Source organism: Priestia sp. LL-8, assembly GCF_036227845.1.
GTDB lineage: Bacteria > Bacillota > Bacilli > Bacillales > Bacillaceae_H > Priestia > Priestia zanthoxyli.
Map to the genome: position 1 here is coordinate 3,247,655 of NZ_JAZAQH010000001.1, position 26,983 is coordinate 3,274,637.

Consider the following 26,983-nt stretch of genomic DNA (forward strand, 5'->3'; position numbering starts at 1 on the left):
AAAATTAGACCGTCTCCCCTTTCCACTCCATCATTCCACCGGTCATATTCGTTACACTGTAGCCTTGCTGTTCAAGAAAAAGAGCTGCCATACCGCTTCTGCCGCCAGAACGACAGACAATAATGTAGTTCTTTGCTTTATCTAATTCATGCATACGGAATTCTAATAAAGGAAGCGGGATATTTAAAGCGTTTGGAATTTTACCTGTTTTTACTTCCTCTACTTCACGCACGTCTAAAATGTGAATTTGTTTTTGGTTCTGTACTAATTGTTCTACTTCTTGTGCTGCTATTGTCTTCACGCTACGTCTCCTCCTTCTTGATTTATCTCCACGTATTCATGCCGCCTTTAACGTTGGTGATGGATGTAAAACCTTGCTTTTTCAACAGCTTACTTGCTTTCATACTTCTCATTCCGCTTTGACAAATAACGACTACTTCTCTGTCTTTTGAAAGCTGGCCTGTTTGCGCTGGCAGTTCTGATAAAGGAATGTTTCGAAATCCTTTAATATGTTTGGTACGAAATTCATGTGATGTTCGCACATCGATAAACTGGTTATTTTTATTTTTTAACTTTGCTTTTAAATCCGTTGTGGCTATTTGCTGAATACCTTTTACGGGTGCAAAACGCTGATACAAAAACCACAGCAGAAAGATGATAATAAGCGCATTGATAATCATATTAATCCTCGCTTCATGAGCTATCTTTTAGATGAATAAGTTTACGTTTCCGTCTTCTGCGTCGGCTAAATACGCCGCTACGCCTGCATATTCAATATTATCTAGCAGTTCTTTTTCCTGTAACCCTAGAAGATCCATCGTCATCGTACAAGCCACTAGCTTCACATCTTGTTCCTGTGCCATTTCGATAAGCTGCGGTAGCGTCAGGGCATTATGCTTTTTCATTACGTTTTTAATCATTTTAGGTCCCATACCTGCAAAGTTCATTTTAGATAAGCCCATTTTATCCGCACCGCGCGGCATCATTTTGCCAAACATCTTTTCTAAAAATCCTTTTTTCACCGGCACCATTTCTTCTTTACGAAGCGCATTCAATCCCCAAAACGTATGAAATATCGTCACTTCATGGTCATAAGCAGCCGCTCCGTTGGCAATAATATAAGCTGCCATCGCTTTATCATAATCACCGCTAAATAATACGATTGTTGTTCGTTTCTTTTGTTCAGTCATGTTGTTCCTCCTATTACCCTATGGGGTATATTTAATTCTAAAAAAACTAGCCTTTTTGAATGTAAAAGATAAATGTGCTGCCTTCTTCTTTAAAATCAATGAGCTCGTGTCCTGTTGATTTTGCCCACGCGGTTAAGTCACTTTTAGCACCTTTATCTGTCGTTTGCACTTCTAATACTTGGCCTGTTGTTAAAGTATCCATTGCTTTTTTTGTTTTTACGATTGGCATTGGACACGCTAATCCTTTTGCATCTAAAACTTGATCAATTTTCATAGTAGCTATCTCTCCTTTTATATACATATACCTGTAAGGGTATATTATATTAAATAATGATATTCGTCAACCTTAAATAAGGTGACAATGATTAACGACTTTTCACTAACAGCTGTACAGCTTCTTGCACTAACCCTTCGGTTGGCTCTCCATGCTGCAGGCTCTCTCTGACGCACTGTTCAAGATTGCTGCTCACCATGACTCCCATCGTGCGATCAATGGCACTTCTTGCAGCCGATAATTGAGTTACGACGTCTCGACAGTCTTTTCCTTGCTCCATCATGCTAAGCACGCCTTTTAGCTGCCCTTCAATTCGACGCAGCCGATTTTTCACTTGCTGGTTATACTCCATAATCGAATACCCCTTTCTTTCCTTTGACACTTACACGCTGCTAATTCATAGCTGCGCACTTGAAAACCTTTTTTTCGTAAGAACCGTACGCCTAAATTTAATTCCACTCTATCTTCGGCAATTACATGAACGCTGCCCTGTGGAATTTCCGAATAAAAGCGTTTGAGGTAAGCATACGGCATAACTAACCCCTTAGAATCATGAGCTTCATGGTAATGGCGAATATCTACAATCGTTCGCCCAAGTTCTTTCGCTTCAAGTTCACGCATGCACTGTATTCTTTTAACAGGATAATAACGTCTGTATGCGATAAATGAAATAGCAAGCAACAACACTGCTATATATAGCATAAGAATCACCGCCTTGCTATTGAATTGATGTTGTTTACACGTTTATAATATACCCCTATAGGTATATTGTCAAGCGATAAAATTATATTTGATTTTGCTTATACATGGATCCTTTCATATGAACCAATCCACTTTATACAGCTTAGGGATCATGAATGTTTTCTTTAACCTGCTTTATTGTGTGTACCCCCTACCCTATAGATCAAACATACTTTTCCGTTTTCATGCATCACCTGGGCTCATATAAATTACTAGAAAATAAGCTTACTGTATCATTCACGTCTACACACAAAAGATCCAGTTCCCAAGGAGAACCGGACCTTTTATAGTAAAAAGCTGATTAGCTTTGATGATAAATGTTATGCCATTGATTCCACGAACTGTGTGGATGCTGCTGGTGCCACTGATTCCAAGGCACGTATGGATTTTGCTGATGCCATTGATTCCACGTACCGTGCGGATACTGCTGGTGCCACTGATTCCAAGGTGTGTATGGATGTTGTTGATGCCATTGATTCCATGTGCCGTGCGGATACTGTTTGTGCCACTGCTCCCAAGGTACATGTGGATGTTGCTGATGCCATTGATTCCACGTGCCGTGCGGATGCTGATGATGCCATTGTTCCCATGGAATATAATTCTGCTGTCCTTGATGCATGTTCCTTCAACTCCTTTTCTTTGCCACATCATATGTTCATGTTGGGATTTAGAGCTTATCTATTTTAAAATATAGGCGTTTGATTAATTATGAATTAAATCACACTTTTGTTTTTATATGGTAATATTAATATAAAACATCCAGGAGGATTTCAATTGGTTAAAAACTTACCATTATTAATGGCTATCTTACTTATAGGAGTAAGCTCTTCTCTTATAAGCGGAAGCATAAACTTATCTGGAAGTATAGAATGGCTATTTCTTATTATTAGCCTTATTGCTAATATTACTGCCGTGATTGGCCTTTCTTTACACGTATTTGTTTACCTTCCCATGAAAAAAGCTGAGAAAAATATAAAAGAAACGTTTAAATGAATATAAGCAAAAGAAGCAGATTTCTTATAAGAAGTCTGCTTCTTTTGCCAGCTTGTATTAAACTTGTTTTTCTCGACTTCTATACACCAAAAGATGCATGTAGCCTTTTATTCGGAAGGAGATGGAAATCTTGCTGCTTCGAAATGCGACACATTTTCTGTTGTGACAATTGTTCCGTCAACATTACTTTCCGCGAAGACTTCAACTCGATCTCCTTTTTCTAAATTATAAATAGTAGAGACCGATACTACGTTAACAAACACAGTGTTCCCTCCAAAGAAATCGTTATCAATCGCGATAACCGCCGTGCCATTGACACGAATTTCTACGCGCGCTCGATAATCTACAGTCGTATCATTAGGGAGAAATCCGATTGTAGCAACAAGAGAATATACGCCATCTTTTTTAGGACGAAAAGTGGACGTAACCGGGTTATATTCATTTGCTAAGTCAAATTGTTTGAACTGATAGGAAACCTTTATAGAAGTGTTTGCTGATACGGATTGATTTGTAAGGCTAAGAGCACGAAACGCTGAGTCTCTTGTATTTCCTTGTGTGGAAGAACAATGATGATGTTTCTTAGAAGAATAAGATCTTTCTACATGATATTTATCATCTTTTTTAATCGTAATCATCCTTTTTTTATGTGTCTATCTATTTTATTCATTCGCAGGAAAAATGCTTGGATGCTTGTCCTTTGACTGATAATTTTAATAGAAATAAAATAGGAAACGATAGACTACTCAGTTTTCTATAAAAAAGAGGCTGAGACATATCGAAATGAATCTAATCTAAAGACGAACAACTCGTATACATGAGCTGAACCGCTTGTGACACCGCAGTTAATTTCCGTGCAAGACTATGCTTTCCGCAGGAGTCTTCGCCTTGCCCTCCAATCAACTGCTAGAAAGACCTGCACACAAGAAACCTGCGTTTAACATAACAAAAAAAACGAACCACTAATCAAACATCTTGATCAATGGCTCGTTTTTCACTTTGTCTAAAATCCTTTTGTCCCAGCCTCTTCGGGATTAACCTACAATATTATAACCAGCGTCCACGTGTACGATTTCTCCCGTTACGCCGCGTGAAAGGTGGCTCAGTAATACAACCGTCATGTCGCCAACTTCTGCTTGCGTTACGTTACGCTTAAGAGGTGCTTTTTCTTCAACATGGTGAAGAATTTGGTTAAAGTCAGAAATGCCTTTCGCTGCAAGTGTACGAATTGGGCCTGCTGAAATCGCATTTACGCGGATATTGTCTTTCCCTAAGTCTAATGCTAAGTATTTTACTGAAGACTCAAGCGCTGCTTTTGCTACGCCCATTACGTTATAGCCTTCAACTGCGCGCTCTGCACCAAGATAGCTCATTGCTACAAGAGAACCGCCTTCTGTCATAAGAGGTTTTGCTGCTTTCGCTACGGCGATAAATGAATAAGCGCTTGTATCTTGAGCAAATGCATATCCGCTTCTTGATGTATTAATAAACTCGCCGTTTAAATCTTCTGAGTGAGCAAACGCAACAGAGTGAATCACTCCATGAACTGTGCCTGCTTCTTCTCCGATTTTTTTGAAAGCTGCTTCAATACTTTCGTCGCTGTTTACGTCACATTCAGCAATTAATGATGCTTGAATTTCATTTTTTTCTAAAAGCTTGTTCAATTTTCCTAGTGAACGTTCTTTACGGTATGTAAAAATTAAGTTTGCTCCTACTTGATGAAGGGCTTTTGCAACACCCCAAGCAATACTTCTGTCGTTGGCAACTCCCATAATCACAATGTTCTTGTTCTTTAATTGTAATAAATCTTCCATATTATCCTCCAAAAAAAATTAGTCATCAATGATGACTAATAGGTAATTGTATAGCTTTATTATAGCACAAAGATGCTCTTAGTTCCTAAGAGTCTTATGAATTAACCGATTTTGCTTTATAAATAATCTCTTACTTGTCCGAATTTTGCAGCCATGCTTGCGTTGTTTCAGCAAATTTTTTAGCTGCAGGTGAAAGATGATAGCGAGTAGCTAGACCAATTGAACGGTAGCTGTCCACTTGAAATGGAATCGCACGCAGCTCTTGCGGGATAGAATCCAAAAGCATTTCAGGTAAAATGCTAATGCCTAAGTGATACGTAATCATCGATAGGATAGCACTTTCATCCATTAATTCAAAGCGAATTTCAGGCTGAACCCCCTGTTCTTCAAACAATTGCTTAATATCATGATATCCGCCGTATGTCGGCATAATAAACGGTTCTTTCTCTAAATCTTTAAAGGAAACGTTTTTTTGATGATACAAAGCACTTTGATTTGATACGACACACAGCAGCGGGTCTTTTTTTAAAGGGATAATATGAAATTGACTTGAATGCGTAATGTTAATAAAACCGCAGTCTATTTCTCCGCTCAGCAGCCACTGTTCAATTTCAAGATAATCGCCTTCTTTTAGCTGAATTTGAATGGCCGGATAGCTTTTTTCCATCAGCTGAATAATTTCAGGGAGCCACTTGGTGGATACGCTTTTGAAAATCCCAACTTTAATCGTTCCTTTTGCAAGACCTAAGAGACTGGCTGCTTCTTGATGAACCTTTTCATTTTCTTGCAGCACTTTCCGAATGGCAAGAAGCATCGTTTCGCCTTCTGTTGTTAAGGTAATACCTGATCTGTTTCGATTCACAAGCGGAAATCCAAATTCTGTTTCGAGATTTGTAATGGCATGACTGACCGCTGACTGCGTGAGTGCCAGCGCATCTGCCGCTTTTGTAAAGCTTTTCACTTCAGCTACTTTGTTTAAAATTTCATATTTCACTAAGCTCATTTTCTCCCGCCTTAACATGAATTTAATTCATGTTCATCATTATAAAGATTCATTTTATTAATATCAAATTCCTTTGTATACTGTGAGTACATGATAAACAATGGAGGGTTGAACGTGAGTTACCGCACGCGAGCAAATATGATGATGATTGGTGTGAACGTATTTTGGGGCATGTCGTACGTGTTTATGAAAATGGGGCTGGGTTCGCTCGGGTCATTTACTATCATTGCACTCAGATGTTTAATTGCTTTTTTGGTTGCCGGACTGTTTTTCTATAAGCCTTTACTACATATCACGCGCAAAACGATTTTATCATCAGCTATTTTAGGCTTTTTACTATTTTCCGTTTTTTCGTTTGTCACGTTTGGCGTCAGCATGACGTCTGCTTCAAATGCCGGATTTCTTGTCAGTTTAACGGTCATTTTTGTTCCATTGCTCAACTGCTTGTTAGTAAAAAAGCTTCCTTCTTGGCCGATTGGACTTGGAGTTATTATTACCCTAACCGGTATAAGTGTGTTAACTTTAAAGCACTCCTTTCATATGAATACTGGTGATGTACTTTGCATCGGAACGGCGCTATGCTATGCCATTCATATTACCTTGACCGGCACGTTTACGAAAAATGAAAATCCAATTGCACTCGGCATTTTACAGCTAGGGTTTGCTGGATTATTTGCACTGACTTGCAGCTTTTTATTTGAACACCCCAGCATTCCAACTACGTTATCATCATGGATTGCGATTTTAGGTCTTGGCGTTCTTTGCAGCGCGATTGGATTCATTTGTCAAGCCATTGCGCAGCGCTACACAACTCCTACTCACACAGGACTTATTTTTGCAACAGAGCCTATTTTTGCTGCGCTGTTTGCCGTTCTCTTTTTGCATGAGCTGTTTACGCTTAAAGACCTTGTTGGTTCTATTATTGTGATTGCGGGGATTTTAATTGCTCAATTAGACGATTTGCTATTAAAAAAAAGAGTTCATTATCAAGAGACTTTGCCAAAGTAAAAGCCGCTAGATAAGAACCTAGCGGCTTTTGTTATGAAGCTAAGGTATGAGCTTTCTTTTAGCAGTCACAGCACCTATCTCCACTTTTATTTTAATAGATGCTAGTATTTTTTAAACTATATTGCTATTCTAGATAAAAAATAGGTCTAGGTGAACGACTGTGAAGCTTATTAAACGAATACTTTCAACTATTATTTCATGGATATATTGAACTAATCCTATATCTTCTTTTCGGTATCGTGGGAGCACTCGCCGTATTAACTTTATTTTTGCTAAGTGACGGAATATCGGCTTTTAGTCTCTTTCCTCGAATCCTTATTGTAACGTTGAGCTGCTCATTGCCGTTTGGGTTATCTTCTATACTCATAAACAAGCTATCTAAAAAGACGGTCTATTATACATAGACCGTCTTTTTAGATGCTTTGCTACAGACATATCGCTATCGTTCATTACGATAACCGATATGATTTTGCATAAAGGCTAAGCTTATACCTTATATGTATAAAACTTTTTATCTACGTCCATTACCGGGAAATTCGCAGGCAGAGTTTCTTTTTCTATATGTTGAAATCCATTTTTCTCATAAAATCGATGCGCAGCCCTATATTGTAAGGTGGTTCCTAAGTATATTCTTTCCACTTCTCTCTCTTTTGCCCACCCGATGGCTGTATGCAATAAACGGTGAGCTGTTTTGAAGGTGGCTCCTCTATAAGACTTTGCTACAAACATTTTCCGTAACGCTACTTGGCGGCTTCCAATGTCTATTAAAGCTACGCTTCCCACTACTTTTTCGTTGCAAACAGCAACCCAAAAGTTTCCGTTGCCCTGTTGATAAAAGCTTTCGATTTTAAATAAATCGGGCTGATCTTTCTCCGTTATTGGAATGTGATATTCTTGCTGCTGAATAGGAAGAATTAAGTCCACTACTTCTTGTTGATACTTACTAGCATATGGCTGAATGATGATACTTTCACTCAAAACCTCCACCGCCTCTAATCAGTTTACTCCATCTTATTTTTGGCTGTTTTTAATACTGCACAGCCTATGTTCATTATAAAACCAATTACAGCACCTGCAAGAATCGATATCACACCTACAGCGATAAAATCGCCTTTAGTCGGCTGAAATAAATTCATGGAAAGCAAACCAAACATAAAAAGCATTGGAATAAGATAGCTCAGCATCTTTTTCAACTTAGCACCTCATTTCCTTATTTCTATAAACCTTGTAACCATTTTATCGTATATTAATTTCCTATTTATTACAATCTTTATCTTCTTTCATATTTTTATCGAAGAAATGAAAAAAAAAGTGCCTGCCTCTCGTTCCTTGCTAATTGAGAGACGGGCACTTTTTTATAAAACATGACTCGTTGCTTGTAAAAAGAACTGCGACTGTTCGTAGTTATATGTCACTTTTGAAAAGTCAAACGGCTGGCCGTTCGCTAAGTGAAAAAGTGTTTCAATAAATAATTTAGGATCGCCTTCGTTTAATCCTAGGTACTTTGCTTCTTCTTCGTTCAGCTTGCCGACGTGAAGATATAGATCAGAAAACCCGATTTTTAAGCCAAGGCCTTCTTTAATGTAATGAAAAATAGACTGAGAAACAATTTCGTTATTTAAGTACGTAACGATGGACTTATTATAAAACGATTCTTCCAGACAAAGCGTCTGGCCATTAATATACCGTACTCTTTTTACATAATAGACGTCGCTATTTTCTTCTATGTTTAAATTTAACGCCGCTTCTTGCGTCGGTTTCCGTACATCTAGCTCAATTACTTCCGACGTTAACTGAAAATCTTCAAGTTCACTTGTAAATCCTTGATTGGAAAGCAAGCCAATATATCCTTTTCGTTTATGACGACGGACAAAAATGCCGCTTCCTCTTACTTGAAAAACAACGCCTTTTTTCTCTAATAGATCTAAGGCCTTTGTTACCGTACTTTTACTCGCCTCAAATTGTGCCATCAGCGTTTCTAATACCGGCAGCTTGTCTCCTTGCTGAAGCTTGTGTTCTTCAATATAGGTTTCAATTTCAATTGCAATTTGTTGGTATTTGATCATAGCTATACCTCTTTACTGAATTTGTCTCAAGAATAACACGATTATACCATAATCTAACTCCATCCCATAAACTTAAATTATTTATTGATTATTATTTTATTTGGGTATTGATAAATTGTATCGGTACAATTATACTGAAAGCGTATACTCAACAAGGGGGTTGAACATATGGGAGGGAAAATTAGAGATTATCACAAGCTTGCAGCAGATATTTTAGATGCAGTAGGCGGCGAAGAAAATATCGTAAGCGCTACACGCTGTGCTACGAGGCTGCGAATTGTATTAAAGCGCTCGAAGCCAGAAGCCAAACGTAAGGTGTCTTCTATGGCTGGTGTCATTACGGTTGTTGAAAACAGCGGGCAGTTTCAAGTCGTTATTGGACAGCACGTAGGAGACGTTTATGAAGAGTTTGCTAGTTTAGTAAATTTGGATACAGCAGAGGAGCAAACTGAAAACAAAGGCACGATTTTAAACCGTGTGATTGCGACAATGTCCGCTGTGTTTGCACCATTTGTATATATCTTAGCAGCGGCAGGAATTTTACAGGGCTTGTTAATCTTAATTAATTTGTTTTCGGATAGCTTTGCCAAAACGGGCACCTATCAAGTATTAAGCTTTATTTCGTGGGCACCGTTTGTTTTTTTACCTATCTTTATTGCCATCACAGCATCCAAGCATTTTAAAACCAACACCTACATCGCAGTGGCGTGCTGTGCCGCATTAGTCAGTCCAACATGGGCAGAAATGGCGGCCAAAATTGCCGACGGAAGCAGCATTTCGTTTTTAGGTCTTCCCTTATCCGAAACGATCTATACTTCTTCTGTTTTACCGCCTTTATTTTTAGTATGGATTTTGTCTTACCTTGAAAGGTTCCTAAACAAGAGCATTCATGAAGTGGTTAGACCGCTGTTTGTTCCGTTTTTATGTATGGTGATTATGGTTCCTATAACGATTTTACTCATTGGCCCCGTTACAACGATGGGAGCTAACGGAATCGCTCACGGCTATAACTTTTTAGCTGAAAACGTACCTGCCTTAGCTGGAGCAATCATTGGCGGCTTCTGGCAAATTGTTGTTATCTTTGGAGTACATTGGGGAATTACGCCGATGGTGCTTGCAAACTTTGATTTAAACGGCAGAGATTCATTTCAAGCGTATCAAACAATTGCCGTAGTAGCTCAAGTTGGAGCGGTGCTTGGGGTTATTTTAAAAGCAAAAAGCCAAGAAGCACGTAAAGTAAGCGTATCAGCCGGAATAACAGGATTATTTGGTATTACAGAGCCAGCTATCTACGGCGTAAACTTACGTTTTAAAAAGCCGTTTATCTTTGGATGCGTTTCAGGTGCTATTGGTGCCGTTGTAGCAAGTTTCTTTCACCCATATTACTTTGCTTACGCAGGATTGCCTGGACCGTTGACCATTGTAAACGGTATTAGCCAAGACTATCCGATGTCAATCTGGGGAATTTTAATTGGATGTGCTATTGCGATTATTCTTCCAGTTGTGCTTATTCAAGTATTTGGCTACGGAGAAGACGCAGCAAAAGAAGCTGCTGCTGCTCCTTTAAACGAAGTAGCTGTCAGCAACCCGAACGAAAATGAAGAAACAATCAGCGCACCGTTTAGCGGGAAAGTTATCCCACTTTCTAGCGTACCGGACGAAGTATTCAGCTCAGGTGCGATGGGAGAAGGATTAGCGATTGATCCTTCAGATAACAAGCTTTATGCACCTTTTGACGGAACTGTAGTCATGGTAGCACCAACGAAGCATGCTATCGGCCTTCGTTCAGAATACGGCGTTGAGCTGCTTGTTCATATTGGATTAGATACCGTTACGTTAGACGGCAAGCCGTTTACCCTGCACGTAGAAGACGGTGTAAAGTTTAAAAAAGGCGATTTACTAATTGAATTTGATAAAGAATTTATTGAAACACAAGGGTTACAAACGATTACACCGGTTATTATCACAAATTCAAACGCTTACCGAGAAGTAATCGTTGAAGATGTTGAAAATAGCGGACTAAACCAAACATTATTTACCGTAGTGAAATAAGGAGGAACTAACGATGACAAAAATGCCAAAAGATTTTTTATGGGGCGGCGCATTAGCAGCTCATCAATTTGAAGGTGGATGGAACCAAGGTGGAAAAGGACCGAGCGTAGTAGACGTTATGACTGCAGGTGCGCACGGTGTAGCGCGACAAATCACTGAAACAGTAGAAGAAGATAAATTCTATCCAAATCACGAAGCAATTGATTTTTACCACCGCTACAAAGAAGATATCGCACTGTTTGCAGAAATGGGCTTAAAATGTTTGCGAACGTCTATTGGCTGGAGCCGTATTTTTCCTAAGGGCGATGAAGCTGAGCCAAACGAAGAAGGACTAAAATTCTACGACGATGTATTTGATGAACTGTTAAAGCACGGAATTGAACCGGTTATTACGCTGTCTCACTTTGAAATGCCCCTGCATTTAGCTCGAGAATACGGCGGATTTAGAAGCCGAAAAACGGTAGATTGCTTTGTGAAGTTCGCTGAAGTTTGTTTCGACCGCTATAAAGACAAAGTCACGTACTGGATGACGTTTAATGAAATCAACAACAAAATGGACGTAAACAATCCTCTATTCTTATGGACGAACTCAGGCGTTTCTGTAAAGCCTGGTGAAAATGCAAAAGAAGTGATGTATCAAGCGGGACATCACGAACTTTTAGCAAGCGCTCTTGCCGTATCAAAAGGAAAAGAAATCAATCCAAATTTCCAAATCGGAGCAATGGTGTCACATGTGCCAATCTATCCGTATTCTTCAAACCCTGAAGATGTGATGTTAGCAGAAGAAACAATGAGACAGCGCTACTTCTTCCCTGACGTTCAAGTTCGCGGCTATTACCCGAGCTACGCATTAAAAGAATTCGAACGAGAAGGCTATCATATTCCGTTTGAAGAAGGCGACGAAGAAATTTTACGAAATGGAAAAGTCGATTATTTAGGCTTTAGCTATTACATGTCCACAACGGTTAAAAGTGACGTTGAAGCTGATAATACGGGCGATATCGTAAACGGCGGATTGCCAAACGGCGTAGCAAACCCTTATATCAAATCAAGCGATTGGGGCTGGTCGATCGATCCAACGGGCTTGCGCTATACGTTAAATCGCTTCTACGACCGCTATCAAATTCCGCTGTTCATCGTAGAAAACGGATTTGGCGCCATTGATACGGTTGAAGAAGACGGATCCATTCATGACGCATCGCGAATTGAATATTTAAAATCGCACATCGAAGCGTTAGAAAAAGCCGTGACGTACGATGGTGTGGATTTAATGGGCTATACGCCGTGGGGAATTATTGATATTGTTTCCTTTACAACAGGCGAAATGAAAAAACGATACGGCATGATTTATGTCGACCGTGACAACGAAGGAAACGGATCGATGAAGCGCTACAAAAAGGACTCCTTTAACTGGTATAAACATGTGATTGAAACAAATGGTGAAGAACTATAAGAAATCAGAAAAGCCGGGTTCCTGCGTAAAGACACAGGAACCCGGCTTTTTTAAAACGTGTAAAAATAAATGCAAAGACATTATCTCGGTTTATCTACTAGCTGTGTTTGCGCAATTTCTGTTTGCTTAATTCCCGCTCGTTGAATTTCATCCGCAAACGATTCATGCTTCAGCGTTTTAATGATCTTTTCGCTTCCATCTCGAAGAGTATACACTCTAAATTCATACATACCCTGCCCTCTCCTTTAAGCTGTGATTGATGCGATACATTAGATGCGCTCCTGTTAAAAGCAACTCATAATAGAGATAACTTTTTCTCTTCTTTACTTTACCCACTTTTTAGGAAACTAGACAAAGAGATTTGCTCTGACGCGATAAAAGACACACAAAAAGCCTTTGCGGCAAGCAAAGGCTAATATCTATCTCATGAGTTATTGTTCAAAGATGGTTCCTTTTTTGAACTTTGACTGTTTAAAAGCAAATTTCGTTAAAAAAATATACGCCACTCCTGCGACTACTACTCCTATAATCCAGCCTAAATCAACTTCGATAAACGCAGCACCTGCTCCGATGAGCATCGCAAGCAAAGCGCACGGATTGTAGCCGGAAAACGGCCCTTTTTCTTGATACAATTCTTCTACGTTTACTCTTTGTTTTCGTAAAATATAGTAATCGACTAGTAAAATAGAAACAATTGGACCTAAAAAAGCAGAGTAAATTAAAATGAACAAGCCAAGACCTGCGGCTGACGAATCTTGAACAAGCACCCAAGGGAACGAGCAAAAGGCAAGCAGTCCAGTAATGGTCACCGCCACTTTATAATTTGCTTTTGTCAGCAGCGTAATCACATACGTAGGTGGAATAATATTTGCCACCATGTTTACGGCAATGACGCCAATCACAATAAATGCTGATACGGCAACAGTGATATACGAATTATCGACTACAACTGCGAACGCTTTAACTGGATTGGAAATACCCGTAGCAGAAGCAAGCATTGCTCCGATTGTAAGAACGAATCCGTAGGCTACTAGAATCGGTATAAAGTATAAGAACCCACGCTTCTTGTCGCTAATTCCTGGCTTCAGTTCTCTAGAGTAATCGGCTGCGCTTAGAAAAATCGCCGCATAATTCCCCATAAACATCATAATGAAAGAAAAGAACGGAAGTCCCCATGAACCTTTTGTATGTACCCACTTCTCTCCTACTACCTCACTATGAGAAGTTAAAAGAACGCCAAATACATAAACAAGACCAAGCAATATGATGATGGACGCAAGCATCTCTACCCATTTAACCGCGTGGAAACTGTACAGTGAAAGCACAATTTGCAGCAGCTGAATGATAATAAAGCAAAGAACAAGATTGTCAAAAGACCCTTTGCTCACAATTTTCCCGATTTCATTTAAAGCGGTACCGCCTGTCCAGCTTTGGAAGCCATACCAAATGATAGCTGGAATACCTCGTAAAAGTGACGATATAACGGAGCCTTTTATACCAAAAGACATTCGAAGCTGCATCACGTAAGGTATACCCGTCCTGTAGCCAATTCGATCGTTTAACACAAAAAAAGTAGAAATAATACCGATGGCAATAATGGCTGCTACAAACGTTTGAAAAAGATTTAATACCGCAGTACCTGCGATTACCAAGCTAGCACCAAGCGTCATGTTTCCTAAGTTAACGCCGTCTCCAATCCACATAAACATATAGGCCAGTGGAGTTAGCTTTCGATCCGCATCCCTTTTTGGCTTCAGCGAAGGATCAAGCCCCCTATCTTGATGAGAATGCACCTCTTCTATAACGGAACTTGTTGCATTTGTAGACACTATACACTCAACTCCTTTTTATGATGTTTCCACTCTTATTTCTAACATAAGATGTAAGTTAACTTAACATGTACATAGTGTATACGAATTTTAACGCAAGTTCATTATTATTTATGTGAATTTTCTGATATTAATTTGTGCGATTTAACTAATTTTTGATCTTAGCTCGCAACATACAGGAGTTGATGACAATAAAAAATCCAAGCGCTTACAATAAGCGCTTGGATGAGTCAGCTAGTATTTATTTTTCACAGGCAATGTAGTCTTTATCTCGATCTAGCTTTGTATTGGCATCATACAGTGATTTTGATACGTACGGGTTGTACTTTGTTTTGCCGCCTTTATTCTTTACGTTAGCGGCACGAGCTACGCCGCCTTTGTAATCTTTGTTTAACTCCGTGCAGTTTTTGTAAGATTTAGCTGCAGCATCTACGTTTGAAGCTGTGCCAAAAGATACGCTTGTTAACAAACCGAAAGATAGAACAATTGGAAAAATCTTTTTCATAACAGATACTTCCTTCCTATATTTTTCTCATCAATAATAGAATGTTCTATCAATCTTTTCAATCTTTTTTTTACATTTAAACTACTATTATCCAATTTTTTATTTGCGAGTAGCTTTAAGAGCCTTTACCGCTTGTTTAGCCGCTTCTGCAATCAGTTTATCATTATACTCCGCATCTTTTTCCGTACGATCGGAAAGGATTGCAAGAACAATTGGATCTCCTTTTGGCGGCCAAAGGATGGCAATATCATTTCGCGTCGCGTATGAGCCTGAGCCTGTCTTATCGGCTACTTCCCAGCTTTTCGGCACGCCCGCTCGTATCAAGGCATCCCCTGTTGTATTTCGCTTCATCCAATCCGTTAGAAGTTCACGTTTGTCTTCAGGAAGTGCCTGTCCAAGTACATATGTTTGAAGACTTGTAGCCAGTGCTCTTGCTGTACTTGTATCATGAGTTTCTCCTGGATTCACTTCATTTAAATCCGGCTCAAAGCGCTCAGGCAGCGTCACTTCGTCTCCTATGTTTTCTAAAGCTTCTTTAAACCCATCCGGTCCGCCCAGCTGCTGCAGAATTAAGTTCCCTGCCGTATTGTCGCTATAGCGAAGCGATGCATCCGCGAGTTCTCGAAGAGTCATGCCTGTATCAACATGTTTTTCTGTAATTGGATTGTAGTTCACAAGGTCATCGCGCGTATAAAAGATTCGTTCGTTGAGATCTTCGATTGACTTCTGCTGTAAAAGTGCACCGACAGCAAGAGCTTTATGAGTAGACGCATAAGCAAAACGCTCATCCGGATGATACGTTACCGTTTTATTGGTACCCGTATCTAATGCAAAAACACCAAGGTGCGCATCATATTTTTCTTCAAGCTTAGCAAACTCTCGATCACTCATGCTTTCTTGTTTTTGACACTTCACCGTCTCAGCCTGTACTCCGCTGCTTGAAAAGCCCACAACCGCCGCACACGACAGAGCGAATACAGGCAGCATTTTTTGGAGCTTTGAAGCGTGAAACATCTTTTTCCATGTCTTCATTACCCTTCAACACCTTTCAAAAAAGTATTTAGTATGTAGTCTCTTAGGTAGAGATTACCAACAATACTATTTTATCAATTGTTTACTCTCACAAACATGATAGTTTTATCACATTTATATAATAAAGTACCCGATAATGAAGAATAACTAGCATACCACCTATGAATAAATTTAAAATACCGGCGGCGTAACGGAAAATAAAATAACGGCTTTCTCATCAAACGGATTGTCCCATTTGTGTTTCAGATGAGAAGGAATTTTGACGCTGTCTCCTTTTTCTAATATGTATACTTCCTCGTCTAAATACACTTTAATTTTCCCTTCTAAGACATATGCTACTTCTTCTCCCTTGTGCTCTAAAGGAGTTTCTGATGAAGACATCATCGGCGGCACTTCCATAATTGCCGTAGCTAGATTTCCAGTAAAATCAGGTGATAACAGCGAATACGTGAGCTCTTTTACCTTCATCGTTTTACGCTCATTCGACCTTACAACTAAATGGGAGGTATTTATTTCTTCGAGTAAAAAGCTGAATGTAGGCACGTCGAGGCATTTAGCTAACATTTTTAGCGTTGAAATGGACGGATTAGCTAACCCCCGTTCAATTTGGCTTAACATAGACGGCGTGATGTCCGCTAATTTTGCTAATTCGCGACTGCTTAGTCCCTTTTCCTTTCGAAACTTCTCTACTTTTTTCCCAATATCTATATTTTCCATTTGGATTCCTCCACAAGACGTTTAATTATATTTAACTTTATTAAATTACGCTTAATAAATTAAGCTGGATATGTTAAATTATATTTAATAAATAAAATGTAGTTGTATTTTATCATAGTAAGGAGGAAGAAAAAAATGAATGACGTCTTGACCTTTTTGGTTCTCACATTATTTGTTATTATGAGCCCTGGTATCGATACGGCTCTTATCACCAAACGAACGATGGCAGACGGGCAAACGGGCGGCTATAAAATGGCATTAGGCTTAGCGAGCGGCTCTTTAGTTCACACACTCGCCGCCACGTTTGGCTTATCGGCCCTTCTCCTTCAGTCAGCTTTGGCATTTGAAGTGGTAAAATACGCAGGAGCTCTTTACTTAATGTACTTAGGGATCTCTTCTTTATTTTCTAAAAAAAGCGATACAACTTCTCCTGTAAAAGAGGAAAAGTCAAAAGAAACGTCTGCTTTTCGTCAAGGTCTTGTCTCAAACGTTCTGAATCCAAAAGTGGCGGTGTTTTTCTTAACTTTTTTACCTCAATTTGTTCAAAGTGATCAAAATGTAACGTTTCAATTACTTCTTATGGGTATAACGTATACCATTCTTGCTGTCACGTGGTTTTTCGTATTCGTATTTTTTATTAACTACTTACGAAAATGGCTCACAAAACCTAGCGTTCAGCGTTTTATGGATAAAGCAACAGGCGTCGTGTTAATCGGGTTTGGATTAAAGCTCGCTTTTGAAAAACATAAATAACAAAAATATGTTAGTTGAAGAAAGTTCCGAACGAGTTTGATTTTTGATGGAGAATCAAATTCGTTCGGATTTTTTTATTAGTAGGGTAAATGTAGGTGCTTCTAGCCGTTGATTAAAGGGCAAAATGAAGACTCCTGCAGGAAAAGCGGAATAGGTGAGACCCCGCAGGAGCGTAAGCGACGAGGAGGCTCAGCGGCCGCCTGCGGAAAGCGAAGTCTTGCACGGAAATCAACAGACGTGTAACAAGCGATTCATACTCGATCATTTATCTCAATTGTTATTTATGCACGTCAGGTTCATAGAGATAGACTTTAAGATCAAGCTTTCCATCCGAAGAAACGAGTATTCCTTCCGCTTCAAGTGAAAGTTTTTGGACAACATGCATTTCTTCGTCTTTAAACCCAATTTCTCCTTTGGAATTGATGACTCGGTGCCAGGGGAGATTATGTTTCTTACTCATCGAGTGCAGTACTCGTACAACTTGTCTTGCACCTCGCGGACTACCCGCCAGGCGGGCAATTTGTCCGTATGTCATGACTTTCCCATAAGGAATTTGTTTAATAAGTGCTACTGTTCGCTCTGTAAAACTCATGCTGCCCCTCCTTTTATTCTTTAGTACAACATTACCATAATTAATAAACAGTGAAGTAATCACTCGATTTTTCTTCAGCAACATTATAAGATAATACATAAGAAGTACGCTCATCATTGTGCAACATTCCTCAGGTAAATGCTTGTATTTCCTATTCTTCAACTAGCAAATCTTTGCGCGAGTGGCAGCTTATGCCTCATTTATGACACTGTGATTATAAAAACGTTACAGAAATCAACACAGCAAAGTACGTAGAAGCGTTACATGATAAGATAAACAGTAGATACTAGTACAATTTCAAATTGATGCTGACGAATAAGTAATCATTTAAAAAGTGGTGAGAAAATGACAAAATGGCTTAGTGTAAAAGAGTTATCTGAAGAAACGAATATTCCTACTTCAACGATTAGAAGATATATAGATAAATTCCAATATTTCTTTATTCAAAAAGAGGATCATCGACCAAAACAATATGAAGCTGCGGCTGCGACCGTTTTACTGAAAATCAAGCAGCTTTATGATGAGGGCTGTCAAGCAGAAGAAATCAATGAAGCGCTGCAACAAGAATTCTCTTTGACTACAAGCGAGGATCAAGCTGCCGTGTCTCTAGAAGAAGCCGAAGACAAAGAGGACACAGAAAACACAGCAGAAGCAGCTGACCAGCCCGAGGTCGACGACCAGCAGCCGACACCTCCCGAACAGCCGGTACAGCCTTCACCCCAACAAGAGCCTGATACAAAACAAATTCTTCAGGAAAAAGATAAGCAGCTTATTCAATCTTTGCGTAAAAGTCTGCGTGAACAGCAGGCCATTTCAGAATTGGTAGAAGCTTCAAAAGAAAGCAGCGTAGTAGGTAAAAAGAGATCGATTTTAAAACGGTTATTCAAACGAAAAAAGGACTAAGCTTGTATACGAGCCTAGGTTAAAAAACACCTTTATTTCTGGTCATGGAATTTATTTAAAACAAAGTTTCTAAACTGTTTAACAGCCGGCGATAGATATCTTCCTTCAATCCATGCTAGTCCAATTACTCGGTGGCAGTTGGCTTTAGCTAATGGGATTTTCACTATTTTGCTTTGATCTATTCCGTGTAAATCTGGAAGGATAGAAACTCCTAAGCCGGCTCCTACAAGTCCCGCTACGGTATCAGCTTCCTCTCCTTCAAACATGATGTGGGGCTTTCCCCCTGTCTCTTCAAATAACTGCTCAAACGTAAGACGAAGAGAAAAGCCTTCTTTTAAGTGAATAAAGGATTCTTCAGCAATTTCTTCTATCGCGATACTTTTACGATGAGCATACCGATGATTTTTTGGCACAATGACAAACAGCTCTTCACTCCAAAGATGCTGCCACTTAATGAACGATTTCTCTTCCATCGGCGCAATCAAACAAAGATCCAATTCACCGATCTCCAGCTGCTCAAGAAGAACGTGAGAAGGACTTTGCCTCAGCTGAAAATTTACCTTAGGATACAAACTGCGAAACGAAGCGATTAAATCTGGAATCAAATCTGTGCTGAGCGTATGTAAAAATCCAAGTGACACCTGCCCTTTTTCAGGATCTAGCAGCGCTTGAATTTCCTCTTGTCCTTTATCAAATTCTTTCATTATGTTATCTACACGCTTTAAAAAAGCTTTACCATATTGATTTAATATAATGGAACGTCCTTGCCGGTCAAATAGCGGCGCTCCTACTTCTTCTTCAAAACGAGCGATCGAACGACTGAGCGCAGGCTGCGTAATTAACAGCTCTTCTGCGGCGCGCGTCATATGCTGCGTACGTGCAAGCGTTTGAAAATATTTAAACTGCTGCCACTCCACTTTGTACCATCTCCTTATTAACCGTTCTATTCATTACATAGATGTATGAAAAATATGATTATAATGAATTATACATTATAAATAGCTGGTGTTACGATAAAAAATGGAAACATACTCGAGGATGTTTTTAGTTTCTTTTAACGACTGCTGTATACAGCTCCTATAAAATTTTATGATCATTATTTTCTAGCAGAAAGAAGGATTTGTTATGAAACGTATCGTACATCTGAGAAAGCGTAAGCTGGTTGCTCTATGAGTTATATAAAAAAAGGAACGCCCGCCTTTCGCAAAACGAGCTTTGCATTTTTTGCAGCAGGATTCAATACATTTGCGATTTTATACTGCGCACAGCCTTTAATGCTGGCGTTCACAAAAGAATTTCATATTTCTCCAACAACTTCTAGCCTATCACTTTCCGTTACAACCATAGCTTTGGCTATTAGTATGCTTATTTTCGGTTCGTTATCGGAAGTATGGGGAAGAAAGCCGGTCATGGTCTATTCCATGCTTGCCGCTTCTTTATTATGCCTATTGACTGCATGTAGTCCTACTTTTCACGTTCTATTGTTTTTTCGAACAGCCGTGGGAATTACGCTAGCCGGTCTTCCTTCAGTGGCAATGGCTTATTTAGGGGAAGAAATTGAAGCTAAAAGCCTTGGTTCAGCAATGGGCCTCTACATAAGCGGTAATGCAATTGGCGCCGTTGGAGGGAGAGTGATTTCAGGCACGCTTAGTGATTATTTCGGCTGGCACGGTGCAATAGCAGGAATTGGTATTATAAGTATAGCAGCAACCGTTATCTTCTGGATTAGCCTGCCTCCTTCCCAGCACTTTCAATCTCGTAAATTAGAGGTTGGAAAGCTAGGGAAATCGTTACTTGATCATCTTAAAGATCCAGGATTAGTTTGTTTATACGGCTTAGGCTTTTTGCTGTTAGGCAGCAACGTAGCCTTATTTAACTATATTGGGTATGTACTGACCGCTCCACCTTATTCCTTAAGTCAAACGATTGTCAGCTGGGTCTTCTTAATTCTCATTATCGGAATGTTTAGTTCGATGTGGACCGGCAGACTGGTAGACCGCTATGGAAAACAAAAAATACTTATGATCAACCTTGTGATTACGCTAGCTGGTGTGATTTTAACGTTAGATCCTGCTTTACTTTCTAAAATAGCCGGTTTGGGCTTGTTTACGTTTGGATTTTTCGGCAGCCATTCGATTGCTAGCAGCTGGGTAGGTCAGCGCGCTTTAACAAATAAAGCTCAGGCTTCTTCACTTTATTTGTTTCTATATTACACGGGTTCAAGCGTAGGCGGAACGCTCGGCGGAGTCTTTTGGTCAATGTTGGGCTGGAAAGGCCTTATTTGTATGATTATTGTTTTTTTACTGATTGCTTTTATCCTTTCTGGTTTTCTTTTAAAGAGCTCAGTAAAGACAAGACGCGTTACAAATGTTAAGGAAAGTTATTAAATGAAGGAAAGCTAATTGGGATATCCTATTATCTAGATCAAGAAGTAGAAAAATACACATCAAAAAAGACCCCCTAAAAAAGGTCTTTTTTGATGCAGTCATTATGTAACTATTTATATTACTTATTTATCCTAAATCCTACTTACCTCTTGCAGTTGATTCTTTTGCTCACATTTCACCATTTAATACAAGATGAATTTATAAACAAGCAAGTTTTAGAAAATTACAATTGCCGAATAAATAAGCAACACGCACATTATTACATTTATTTTTTTATCATATTTTGCAAATAGTTTTTTAAATACAGAACCAAATGCAGTCCACAGTAGCAATGCGGTGCACCCTATAAATATCGTTAGACACACCAAAAAGAGTACAGCTGGTTTTGAATTAGTATAAGGGAGCACAAAAGTTGTCATGGCCGTTAAAAAATACAAAATACTTTTCACATTGAGAATTTGAAAAAACAGCCCCGAAAAAAAAGAAGAATGTGTACAGGAATCATCCTCTTTTTTCTTCTTAGAAAAAGCCATTTGCCATGCTAGGTAAACTAAATAGGCCGCACCAACGATCTTAAAGTAAGGTTCTACCATTGGTATCCACTGATACAGACTTGTTGCTAATAATGCGGTTACTACACCTAGAATAATAAACCCTAACATAATTCCACCGCTGAAGCGTAGGGATCTTCTGAATCCAAACCTTCTCCCTTCGTTCATTACCAAGATATTACTTGGACCTGGAGTAAAAGATGTAATAATTAAATAGGAAAGGAATGCTGTAAAATTCATATAGTTAATTTCTCCTCTTACTAAAAAATTGTTGAATGAGTTACGTGCTTCATTGTAATATAAGCCTATCTATCGGTAAAATTGAAATAACAAATAACTACTATCGTTTTTTTAAATAGATAAGAGGAGTTTATGACCAATGGAGATACGACAATTTACTACGTTTCGAACGATTATCGATGTGGGGAGTTATACAAATGCGGCTCTAAAATTAGGCTATACTCAGTCAACTATCACTTCTCATATTAAAGCATTAGAACGCGAAGTTGGCGGAGAGTTATTCACTTATACTAAACGAGAGTTAAAATTGACTGCTCTAGGAAAAGAATTAATACCTTTAACCGACGAACTGTTATATACGTATAAACGTATATCCCATCTAAAAACTCATAATAAGGTCAGCGGCGAGCTGAAAATTGCTGCACCTGAGTCGCTAACTATTTCAAGATTAGGACCTATTCTAAAAAAATATTCAACTAAGTATCCCGATGTTAAGGTTATATTAAGCAATGGAACTTGCGGGCAAAATCAAACAGATCTTATGAGCGGAGATGTTGATGTTGCGTTTATGGTTTGGCCAAAATTAGAAGCAGATAATTTCATTCATCATGAGTTGCATAAAGAAGAAATTGTTTTAATTACAAGCCCGGATAAAAATCAGCACTTTGATGATTATAAAACCGATGGAACTACTGACTTCTTTATAACAAACGAAGAGGGATGCAGTTATCGTTCGATGTTTGAAAAGTATCTGGCTGCTCATAAACTGCCTAAATTTCAAACAATGGAGCTATGGAGTTTAGAAGCAATCAAACAGTCGGTAATGAGCGGATTAGGGTTTTCTGTACTTCCTTATATCACCGTAAAAAATGAGGTTGAAAAAGGATTATTAAACATTCTTGAACACAATGAACAATTTGAGCCCTTTTACTCGCATCTACTCGTCAAGTCAAAAAAGTGGCAATCCCCTGCTGTTGAAAAATTTATTGAGTTAACTCTAGAATCCGTATAAACACGGCCTCGATAAAAATTAATAAACTTTTTTGCATACAAAACTGCCCCTCCAGTTGTCAGTCATTCTAATTAGAGGGGCCCGTTTTTTTATCACAGCACATACTCGAAACCAAGTTAAAAGTAGTAAATTTTTAGATGAATACAAGCCGTTTTTATATAATGATACGTGGAACGAACTGATGCCAATCTATGACCTAAGTTTACTGTCTACTTGCTATCAATAGTGTTCGTGTTAGCTATAGATGTATTATGGCAAGGCTATTTTTATTAAAAACCTGACTGCAAAACACATTCTTTCTTGTATGTACCCCTTTAAAGTAAACTTTTTTAGAGTTTAACTCGTTCTACTAACTGCAGCAACTCATCATTAGGTCCGTGAAATAAAATCATACGTCCGCCTTCGAGCGTTGGCTGAGGCTCAGATGATAAAAATTCAATTCCTTTGCTCTTATAATGTTGAATCGCCTTATTTATATCCTCTACTGTAAACGCAAGGTGGTTAACAATCCCACTTTTGTTATACTCGCCAATTGGATCAATATCTCGAATGAGCTCAATTTCGATACCCGGCTGTTCCTCAAGATACAAAAAAGCCATCTCTCTTTTTTCGGTAGATCCTTGAAGGCGAACTTTAAAACCAAACATATCCCCGTAGTAGTGAATCGTCTCATCCATATTTCCAACAATAATTGCTGTATGCTCCATTTTCTTAATCATGCATATTCTCCCTTTCCCCATGTTTAGTAAGTACAAGTAAACTATACCGCAATTTAGGCAATATGTATTTCCATATACCTTGAATCCTGATACTATGGTTAAAAAAATTCAAGCACTCTATCAATGAGTCGGCTATGAGTTGAAAAATAACAAACAAAAAAACAAACCTCATTGGTTTGTTTTGGTTACGTATTTTATAGTCAGTCTCTGTTTCAACAACGTTCGATAAGCCATGTTTTGTACCTTTGTACTGCAAACGATTTTACTCTCGTACTCAGGCGGTAATCATCTATCTACGGTTACACAAGTAACCGTCCGTCTCTCCGTTTAATTCCTTCAAGACAGTTCCCCTACCATTGTTTGGGTTTCTCGCTCGTGGGGTTTACCGCGTTCCACCTTTGCTGTTTCCAGCAAAGCTTCGTCACTGTGGCACTTTCAGGGATACTCGACCATATCCGAAGACTTAGGTGGTTTTTCCCGCCGTCAGCTAAGCTATAAGCCGAGCTGCCCTAGCTTATTTTTTCACTAGGCACGAACACTACGGGCATCTCAGCACCGTGCGAGCATGGACTTTCCTCTACATCAAATGATGCAGCAATTACCTGAACGTTATTTCAGATCGTGTATGAGTAGTATATGCGTTTTAGCTTGCCGAATCAAATGTAACTTTTGGTATGGATTCCAATTCAATTTTTACAGCAAATTAAATAAAATAACTTGTTTCTGTACACTCTTTTTAGTAGGTGAATCACAAGCAAATCCAAGAAATATTCTCTTCATCCATTTCTACGGGGGATACTTTGTTTCTTTGTAGAATATCTTATACACCACATAAAAAGATGACAGAGGTGATGAAAAATGAACGCTGATTTAAAATTTGATTTTCATACCCATCACGACCGATGCGGACATGCTCGCGGAACGATTCGAGATTATATAGAGGCGTCTATTGATAAAGGGCTTGATATCATTGGGATTTCGGACCATTCTCCTTATTTTGCGATCGAAGAAGACCAGCCGTATCCTCACATTGCTATGGGAAAAAGCGCATTTTCCGGATATGTAGCTGAGATTTTGAAACTAAAAGAAGAATATAAAGAGAAAATTGAAGTGCTATTAGGCGTGGAGTCTGATTTCTTTCCCGAGCATGCAAAAATATACCAAAGCCACTATAAAAAATATCCTTTTGATTACATAATTGGCTCTGTTCATCAAGTTGATGAAATCAGTATCTTTCATAAAACGCGCTGGGAAGGACTTTCTCAAAAAGAAAAGCAGCGCACGAAAGAAACGTATTATCAGCTGATTGAAGAGTCCGCCCGGAGCAGAATGTTTCAGATTCTTGGCCATATTGATGCCATGAAAGGATTCTATCCCTCTTTTTCTTCTATCGAGACGGCTGTCATTGATCAGACGCTAAAAGTGATTTCGGCACATGACATTGCTATAGAAGTGAATACATCAGGCAAAACCAAAGACTGCGGAGGCTGGTATCCTGCAGATGATATTTTAGAAAGAGCCCTGCACTACGAGGTACACATTACATTTGGTTCTGATGCTCATGACCCAGAGCGTATTGGCGACGACTTTGAACTAGTAAAAAAGCGTCTTAAAGAAATCGGTTTTACAGATTGGGTCTTTTTTAGACAGAAAAAAATGCAGCTGGCATCTTTGTAAAACGATGAACTTACGTAGGCTGTGAGCCAATGAAAATATGCCTGAAGACACGCAGATGAAGGAACATCTCGTGTTTTCAGGCATGTGTTTTTTACTGAGAAACTTTGACTTTTGTAGATGAAGATAAATCTTCTCCATTTGTCTGAATCACTTGTTTATACCAGTAAAAAGAATCTTTTTTAGATCGTTCAAGCGTACCATTTCCTTCATCGTCTTGATCTACGTAAATAAAGCCGTATCGTTTTGACATTTCGTTTGTTGACACACTGATTAAATCAATCGGTCCCCACGCGGTATATCCTATCTCAAGGTTGAAACGCTTGCTAACCAACTTCGCCGTCACATCGAGACTCAGCCCGTACTGATTAATGAAGAAACCATTTCTGTTACGCTAAGTCTTGGAGTAGCACAAGCGGAAAAACAAGAAAATGAAACGTTAGATGAGCTGTTGAATAAAGCAGATATCGCCCTGTACGCTGCCAAACAAAACGGACGCAACCAAGTACGTGTGTATGAAGAGAAAAAAGAAATACTAAAAAGAACCTGAACAGCACTGTTTCGGTTCTTTTTGCTTTTGACTAATATTCTTTCATTTATCAAGTAAAAGTGCGAAAAGACTTGATTTTGTTTATGTATTTGAAAACAGCTCATCCTATAAACTATATGTAGATCAAAAAAAGGAGAGATAGAGATGAAGATTACACACATTCGAAATGCTACTTTACTTGTTGAATACGTGGGAAAAACGTTTTTAATTGATCCCATGTTAGCGGAGAAAGGAACGTACCCTCCTTTCCCAAATTCGATCCGACAAGATCAAAACAACCCTTTAGTGAGCCTACCGTTATCCGTTGAAGAGATTATTGAGGGTATTGATGCCGTAATTCTCACTCACCTTCATTTAGACCATTTTGACGATGCCGCTAAACAGGCGTTGCCAAACGATATCAAAATGTTCGTTCAAAATGAAGAAGATGGCGAAGCAGTAAAAGAAGCTGGTTTTAAAAATGTAGAAGTACTAACAAAGAATACAGTCTTTGAAGGCATCCAATTAAGCAAAACAAAAGGCGAACATGGAAGAGGAGAAATTTTAAAACGTACCGGTTTAGTATGCGGCGTTGTGTTTAAACAAGAGAGCGAAAAAACGCTTTATGTAGCTGGCGACACGGTATGGTATTCCGCTGTTGAAGAAGAAATCAACACCCATCAACCGGATATCATTGTCGTAAACGGCGGCGATAATCAATTTTTAGAAGGCGGTTCTCTTGTGATGGGGAAAGAAGATATTTACGAAGTACACAAAGCCGCTCCTCATGCTACGATTCTTTCTGTTCATATGGAAGCTGTCAATCACTGGGCGCTATCAAGAGAAGAGTTAAAAAGCTTTATCAACGAAAAAGACATGGCATCCCGCGTATTTGTTCCAGATGATGGCGAAGTTTATACTTTTTAAGAGAGAAGCTGAGACAAAAGTA

General features: G+C 39.0%; 34 protein-coding genes, 1 other RNA gene and 1 pseudogene. 12 read left to right on the plus strand and 24 right to left on the minus strand.

Features of this window, described 5'->3' with window-relative positions; translation table 11 throughout:
* Positions 1–4: 4 nt before the first annotated feature.
* From U9R83_RS16710 to U9R83_RS16740, 7 genes are all read right to left on the minus strand, one after another.
* Positions 5–301 (minus strand): rhodanese-like domain-containing protein, encoded by a 297-nt coding sequence (locus tag U9R83_RS16710; protein ID WP_243549548.1) that lies wholly within the window; start codon positions 299–301, stop codon positions 5–7.
* 22 nt (positions 302–323) lie between these two features.
* Complete coding sequence (locus tag U9R83_RS16715) at positions 324–680, minus strand: rhodanese-like domain-containing protein (RefSeq protein WP_014459167.1); 357 nt, start codon at positions 678–680, stop codon at positions 324–326.
* A gap of 27 nt (positions 681–707) precedes the next feature.
* Complete coding sequence (locus U9R83_RS16720; protein ID WP_013058040.1) at positions 708–1,190, minus strand: DsrE/DsrF/DrsH-like family protein; 483 nt, start codon at positions 1,188–1,190, stop codon at positions 708–710.
* Positions 1,191–1,236: 46 nt separating this feature from the next.
* Positions 1,237–1,464 (minus strand): sulfurtransferase TusA family protein, encoded by a 228-nt coding sequence (locus U9R83_RS16725; protein WP_014459166.1) that lies wholly within the window; start codon positions 1,462–1,464, stop codon positions 1,237–1,239.
* A 91-nt stretch (positions 1,465–1,555) separates the two neighbouring features.
* Entirely contained in the window at positions 1,556–1,816 is a 261-nt protein-coding gene (locus U9R83_RS16730) for a metal-sensitive transcriptional regulator (protein WP_115654422.1), read from the minus strand.
* Positions 1,795–2,166 (minus strand): sulfurtransferase, encoded by a 372-nt coding sequence (locus tag U9R83_RS16735; protein WP_243549550.1) that lies wholly within the window; start codon positions 2,164–2,166, stop codon positions 1,795–1,797. Before U9R83_RS16735 ends, U9R83_RS16730 begins: the two co-directional genes overlap by 22 nt.
* Positions 2,167–2,506: 340 nt before the next feature.
* Complete coding sequence (locus U9R83_RS16740) at positions 2,507–2,824, minus strand: hypothetical protein (RefSeq protein WP_115654424.1); 318 nt, start codon at positions 2,822–2,824, stop codon at positions 2,507–2,509.
* Positions 2,825–2,979: 155 nt separating this feature from the next.
* Between U9R83_RS16740 and U9R83_RS16745 the strand changes: the two genes are divergently transcribed.
* Positions 2,980–3,198, plus strand: coding sequence for a hypothetical protein (locus U9R83_RS16745; RefSeq protein ID WP_042992022.1), 219 nt, complete (start codon positions 2,980–2,982; stop codon positions 3,196–3,198).
* Positions 3,199–3,305: 107 nt separating this feature from the next.
* Here the strand turns inward: U9R83_RS16745 and U9R83_RS16750 are convergent, their stop codons facing one another.
* The 3 genes from U9R83_RS16750 to U9R83_RS16760 form a co-directional block, all read right to left on the minus strand.
* Positions 3,306–3,833 (minus strand): hypothetical protein, encoded by a 528-nt coding sequence (locus U9R83_RS16750; RefSeq protein ID WP_243549552.1) that lies wholly within the window; start codon positions 3,831–3,833, stop codon positions 3,306–3,308.
* Between the two features lie 396 nt (positions 3,834–4,229).
* Positions 4,230–5,009 carry an enoyl-ACP reductase FabI gene (gene fabI / locus U9R83_RS16755; RefSeq protein WP_013084067.1) on the minus strand — a complete coding sequence of 260 codons (780 nt, stop codon included), beginning with the start codon at positions 5,007–5,009 and terminating at the stop codon, positions 4,230–4,232.
* Positions 5,010–5,139: 130 nt separating this feature from the next.
* Positions 5,140–6,012, minus strand: a complete 873-nt coding sequence (locus tag U9R83_RS16760) for a LysR family transcriptional regulator (protein WP_014459158.1) — start codon at positions 6,010–6,012, stop codon at positions 5,140–5,142.
* Positions 6,013–6,126: 114 nt separating this feature from the next.
* Here U9R83_RS16760 and U9R83_RS16765 point away from each other — a divergent pair, with 114 nt between their 5' ends.
* Positions 6,127–7,020: a DMT family transporter gene (locus tag U9R83_RS16765; protein WP_243549554.1), complete on the plus strand. Its 894-nt coding sequence runs from the start codon at positions 6,127–6,129 to the stop codon at positions 7,018–7,020.
* 486 nt (positions 7,021–7,506) lie between these two features.
* On the opposite strand, the gene U9R83_RS16770 is transcribed toward U9R83_RS16765, so the two are convergent.
* The 3 genes from U9R83_RS16770 to U9R83_RS16780 all read right to left on the minus strand — a co-directional run bounded on the left by U9R83_RS16770 (position 7,507) and on the right by U9R83_RS16780 (position 9,086).
* Positions 7,507–7,998 (minus strand): GNAT family N-acetyltransferase, encoded by a 492-nt coding sequence (locus U9R83_RS16770; protein WP_243549556.1) that lies wholly within the window; start codon positions 7,996–7,998, stop codon positions 7,507–7,509.
* Between the two features lie 23 nt (positions 7,999–8,021).
* Positions 8,022–8,204 carry a hypothetical protein gene (locus tag U9R83_RS16775; protein ID WP_016764961.1) on the minus strand — a complete coding sequence of 61 codons (183 nt, stop codon included), beginning with the start codon at positions 8,202–8,204 and terminating at the stop codon, positions 8,022–8,024.
* A gap of 171 nt (positions 8,205–8,375) precedes the next feature.
* A complete protein-coding gene (locus U9R83_RS16780; RefSeq protein ID WP_243549557.1) occupies positions 8,376–9,086 on the minus strand; it encodes a GntR family transcriptional regulator in 711 nt (236 codons plus the stop codon).
* A gap of 168 nt (positions 9,087–9,254) precedes the next feature.
* Between U9R83_RS16780 and U9R83_RS16785 the strand changes: the two genes are divergently transcribed.
* Both U9R83_RS16785 and bglA read left to right on the plus strand, forming a co-directional pair.
* The gene (locus U9R83_RS16785; protein WP_115654431.1) at positions 9,255–11,138 is read left to right on the plus strand and encodes a beta-glucoside-specific PTS transporter subunit IIABC; all 1,884 of its coding nucleotides are present in this window, start codon (positions 9,255–9,257) and stop codon (positions 11,136–11,138) included.
* A gap of 13 nt (positions 11,139–11,151) precedes the next feature.
* A complete protein-coding gene (bglA, locus tag U9R83_RS16790; RefSeq protein WP_243549559.1) occupies positions 11,152–12,591 on the plus strand; it encodes a 6-phospho-beta-glucosidase BglA in 1,440 nt (479 codons plus the stop codon).
* An 80-nt stretch (positions 12,592–12,671) separates the two neighbouring features.
* Here the strand turns inward: bglA and U9R83_RS16795 are convergent, their stop codons facing one another.
* The 5 genes from U9R83_RS16795 to U9R83_RS16815 form a co-directional block, all read right to left on the minus strand.
* Positions 12,672–12,821, minus strand: coding sequence for a hypothetical protein (locus U9R83_RS16795; RefSeq protein WP_014459151.1), 150 nt, complete (start codon positions 12,819–12,821; stop codon positions 12,672–12,674).
* Positions 12,822–13,022: 201 nt separating this feature from the next.
* Positions 13,023–14,420, minus strand: a complete 1,398-nt coding sequence (locus tag U9R83_RS16800; RefSeq protein ID WP_014459150.1) for an NCS1 family transporter — start codon at positions 14,418–14,420, stop codon at positions 13,023–13,025.
* Positions 14,421–14,661: 241 nt separating this feature from the next.
* Positions 14,662–14,925, minus strand: a complete 264-nt coding sequence (locus U9R83_RS16805; protein WP_014459149.1) for an excalibur calcium-binding domain-containing protein — start codon at positions 14,923–14,925, stop codon at positions 14,662–14,664.
* Between the two features lie 99 nt (positions 14,926–15,024).
* Complete coding sequence (gene bla / locus U9R83_RS16810) at positions 15,025–15,939, minus strand: class A beta-lactamase (protein WP_373921234.1); 915 nt, start codon at positions 15,937–15,939, stop codon at positions 15,025–15,027.
* 189 nt (positions 15,940–16,128) lie between these two features.
* Positions 16,129–16,674 (minus strand): cupin domain-containing protein, encoded by a 546-nt coding sequence (locus U9R83_RS16815; RefSeq protein ID WP_014459147.1) that lies wholly within the window; start codon positions 16,672–16,674, stop codon positions 16,129–16,131.
* 135 nt (positions 16,675–16,809) lie between these two features.
* Here U9R83_RS16815 and U9R83_RS16820 point away from each other — a divergent pair, with 135 nt between their 5' ends.
* Together U9R83_RS16820 and U9R83_RS16825 are read left to right on the plus strand one after the other, a co-directional pair.
* A complete protein-coding gene (locus U9R83_RS16820; RefSeq protein ID WP_182421015.1) occupies positions 16,810–17,427 on the plus strand; it encodes a LysE family translocator in 618 nt (205 codons plus the stop codon).
* 108 nt (positions 17,428–17,535) lie between these two features.
* Positions 17,536–17,670, plus strand: a complete 135-nt coding sequence (locus U9R83_RS16825) for a hypothetical protein (RefSeq protein ID WP_274596478.1) — start codon at positions 17,536–17,538, stop codon at positions 17,668–17,670.
* 34 nt (positions 17,671–17,704) lie between these two features.
* On the opposite strand, the gene U9R83_RS16830 is transcribed toward U9R83_RS16825, so the two are convergent.
* On the minus strand, positions 17,705–18,019 hold the full coding sequence (locus U9R83_RS16830) for an MGMT family protein (protein WP_243549561.1): 315 nt from the start codon (positions 18,017–18,019) through the stop codon (positions 17,705–17,707).
* A gap of 345 nt (positions 18,020–18,364) precedes the next feature.
* Here U9R83_RS16830 and U9R83_RS16835 point away from each other — a divergent pair, with 345 nt between their 5' ends.
* Positions 18,365–18,922 (plus strand): MerR family transcriptional regulator, encoded by a 558-nt coding sequence (locus tag U9R83_RS16835; protein WP_014459143.1) that lies wholly within the window; start codon positions 18,365–18,367, stop codon positions 18,920–18,922.
* Between the two features lie 32 nt (positions 18,923–18,954).
* On the opposite strand, the gene U9R83_RS16840 is transcribed toward U9R83_RS16835, so the two are convergent.
* The gene (locus tag U9R83_RS16840; RefSeq protein WP_014459142.1) at positions 18,955–19,839 is read right to left on the minus strand and encodes a LysR family transcriptional regulator; all 885 of its coding nucleotides are present in this window, start codon (positions 19,837–19,839) and stop codon (positions 18,955–18,957) included.
* A 252-nt stretch (positions 19,840–20,091) separates the two neighbouring features.
* Here U9R83_RS16840 and U9R83_RS16845 point away from each other — a divergent pair, with 252 nt between their 5' ends.
* A complete protein-coding gene (locus U9R83_RS16845) occupies positions 20,092–21,309 on the plus strand; it encodes an MFS transporter (protein WP_243549562.1) in 1,218 nt (405 codons plus the stop codon).
* 215 nt (positions 21,310–21,524) lie between these two features.
* Here U9R83_RS16845 and U9R83_RS16850 read toward each other — a convergent pair whose 3' ends face one another.
* Positions 21,525–22,100, minus strand: a complete 576-nt coding sequence (locus tag U9R83_RS16850) for a LysE family transporter (RefSeq protein WP_014459139.1) — start codon at positions 22,098–22,100, stop codon at positions 21,525–21,527.
* A 139-nt stretch (positions 22,101–22,239) separates the two neighbouring features.
* On the opposite strand from U9R83_RS16850, the gene U9R83_RS16855 reads away from it, so the two are divergent.
* Positions 22,240–23,112, plus strand: a complete 873-nt coding sequence (locus U9R83_RS16855) for a LysR family transcriptional regulator (RefSeq protein ID WP_115654438.1) — start codon at positions 22,240–22,242, stop codon at positions 23,110–23,112.
* Between the two features lie 329 nt (positions 23,113–23,441).
* Here U9R83_RS16855 and U9R83_RS16860 read toward each other — a convergent pair whose 3' ends face one another.
* Both U9R83_RS16860 and rnpB read right to left on the minus strand, forming a co-directional pair.
* Positions 23,442–23,831, minus strand: coding sequence for a VOC family protein (locus tag U9R83_RS16860; RefSeq protein ID WP_050690910.1), 390 nt, complete (start codon positions 23,829–23,831; stop codon positions 23,442–23,444).
* A 221-nt stretch (positions 23,832–24,052) separates the two neighbouring features.
* Positions 24,053–24,441, minus strand: an RNA gene (gene rnpB / locus U9R83_RS16865) — RNase P RNA component class B.
* A gap of 248 nt (positions 24,442–24,689) precedes the next feature.
* On the opposite strand from rnpB, the gene U9R83_RS16870 reads away from it, so the two are divergent.
* Entirely contained in the window at positions 24,690–25,508 is an 819-nt protein-coding gene (locus tag U9R83_RS16870) for a histidinol-phosphatase (protein ID WP_243549564.1), read from the plus strand.
* 91 nt (positions 25,509–25,599) lie between these two features.
* On the opposite strand, the pseudogene U9R83_RS16875 reads toward U9R83_RS16870, so the two are convergent.
* Positions 25,600–25,812, minus strand: a pseudogene (locus U9R83_RS16875) (family 1 glycosylhydrolase); the annotation flags it as partial.
* Between the two features lie 60 nt (positions 25,813–25,872).
* Here U9R83_RS16875 and U9R83_RS16880 point away from each other — a divergent pair.
* Positions 25,873–26,055 (plus strand): GGDEF domain-containing protein, encoded by a 183-nt coding sequence (locus U9R83_RS16880; protein ID WP_243550260.1) that lies wholly within the window; start codon positions 25,873–25,875, stop codon positions 26,053–26,055.
* Positions 26,056–26,199: 144 nt separating this feature from the next.
* The gene (locus tag U9R83_RS16885) at positions 26,200–26,961 is read left to right on the plus strand and encodes an MBL fold metallo-hydrolase (protein WP_014459133.1); all 762 of its coding nucleotides are present in this window, start codon (positions 26,200–26,202) and stop codon (positions 26,959–26,961) included.
* Positions 26,962–26,983 lie beyond the last annotated feature (22 nt).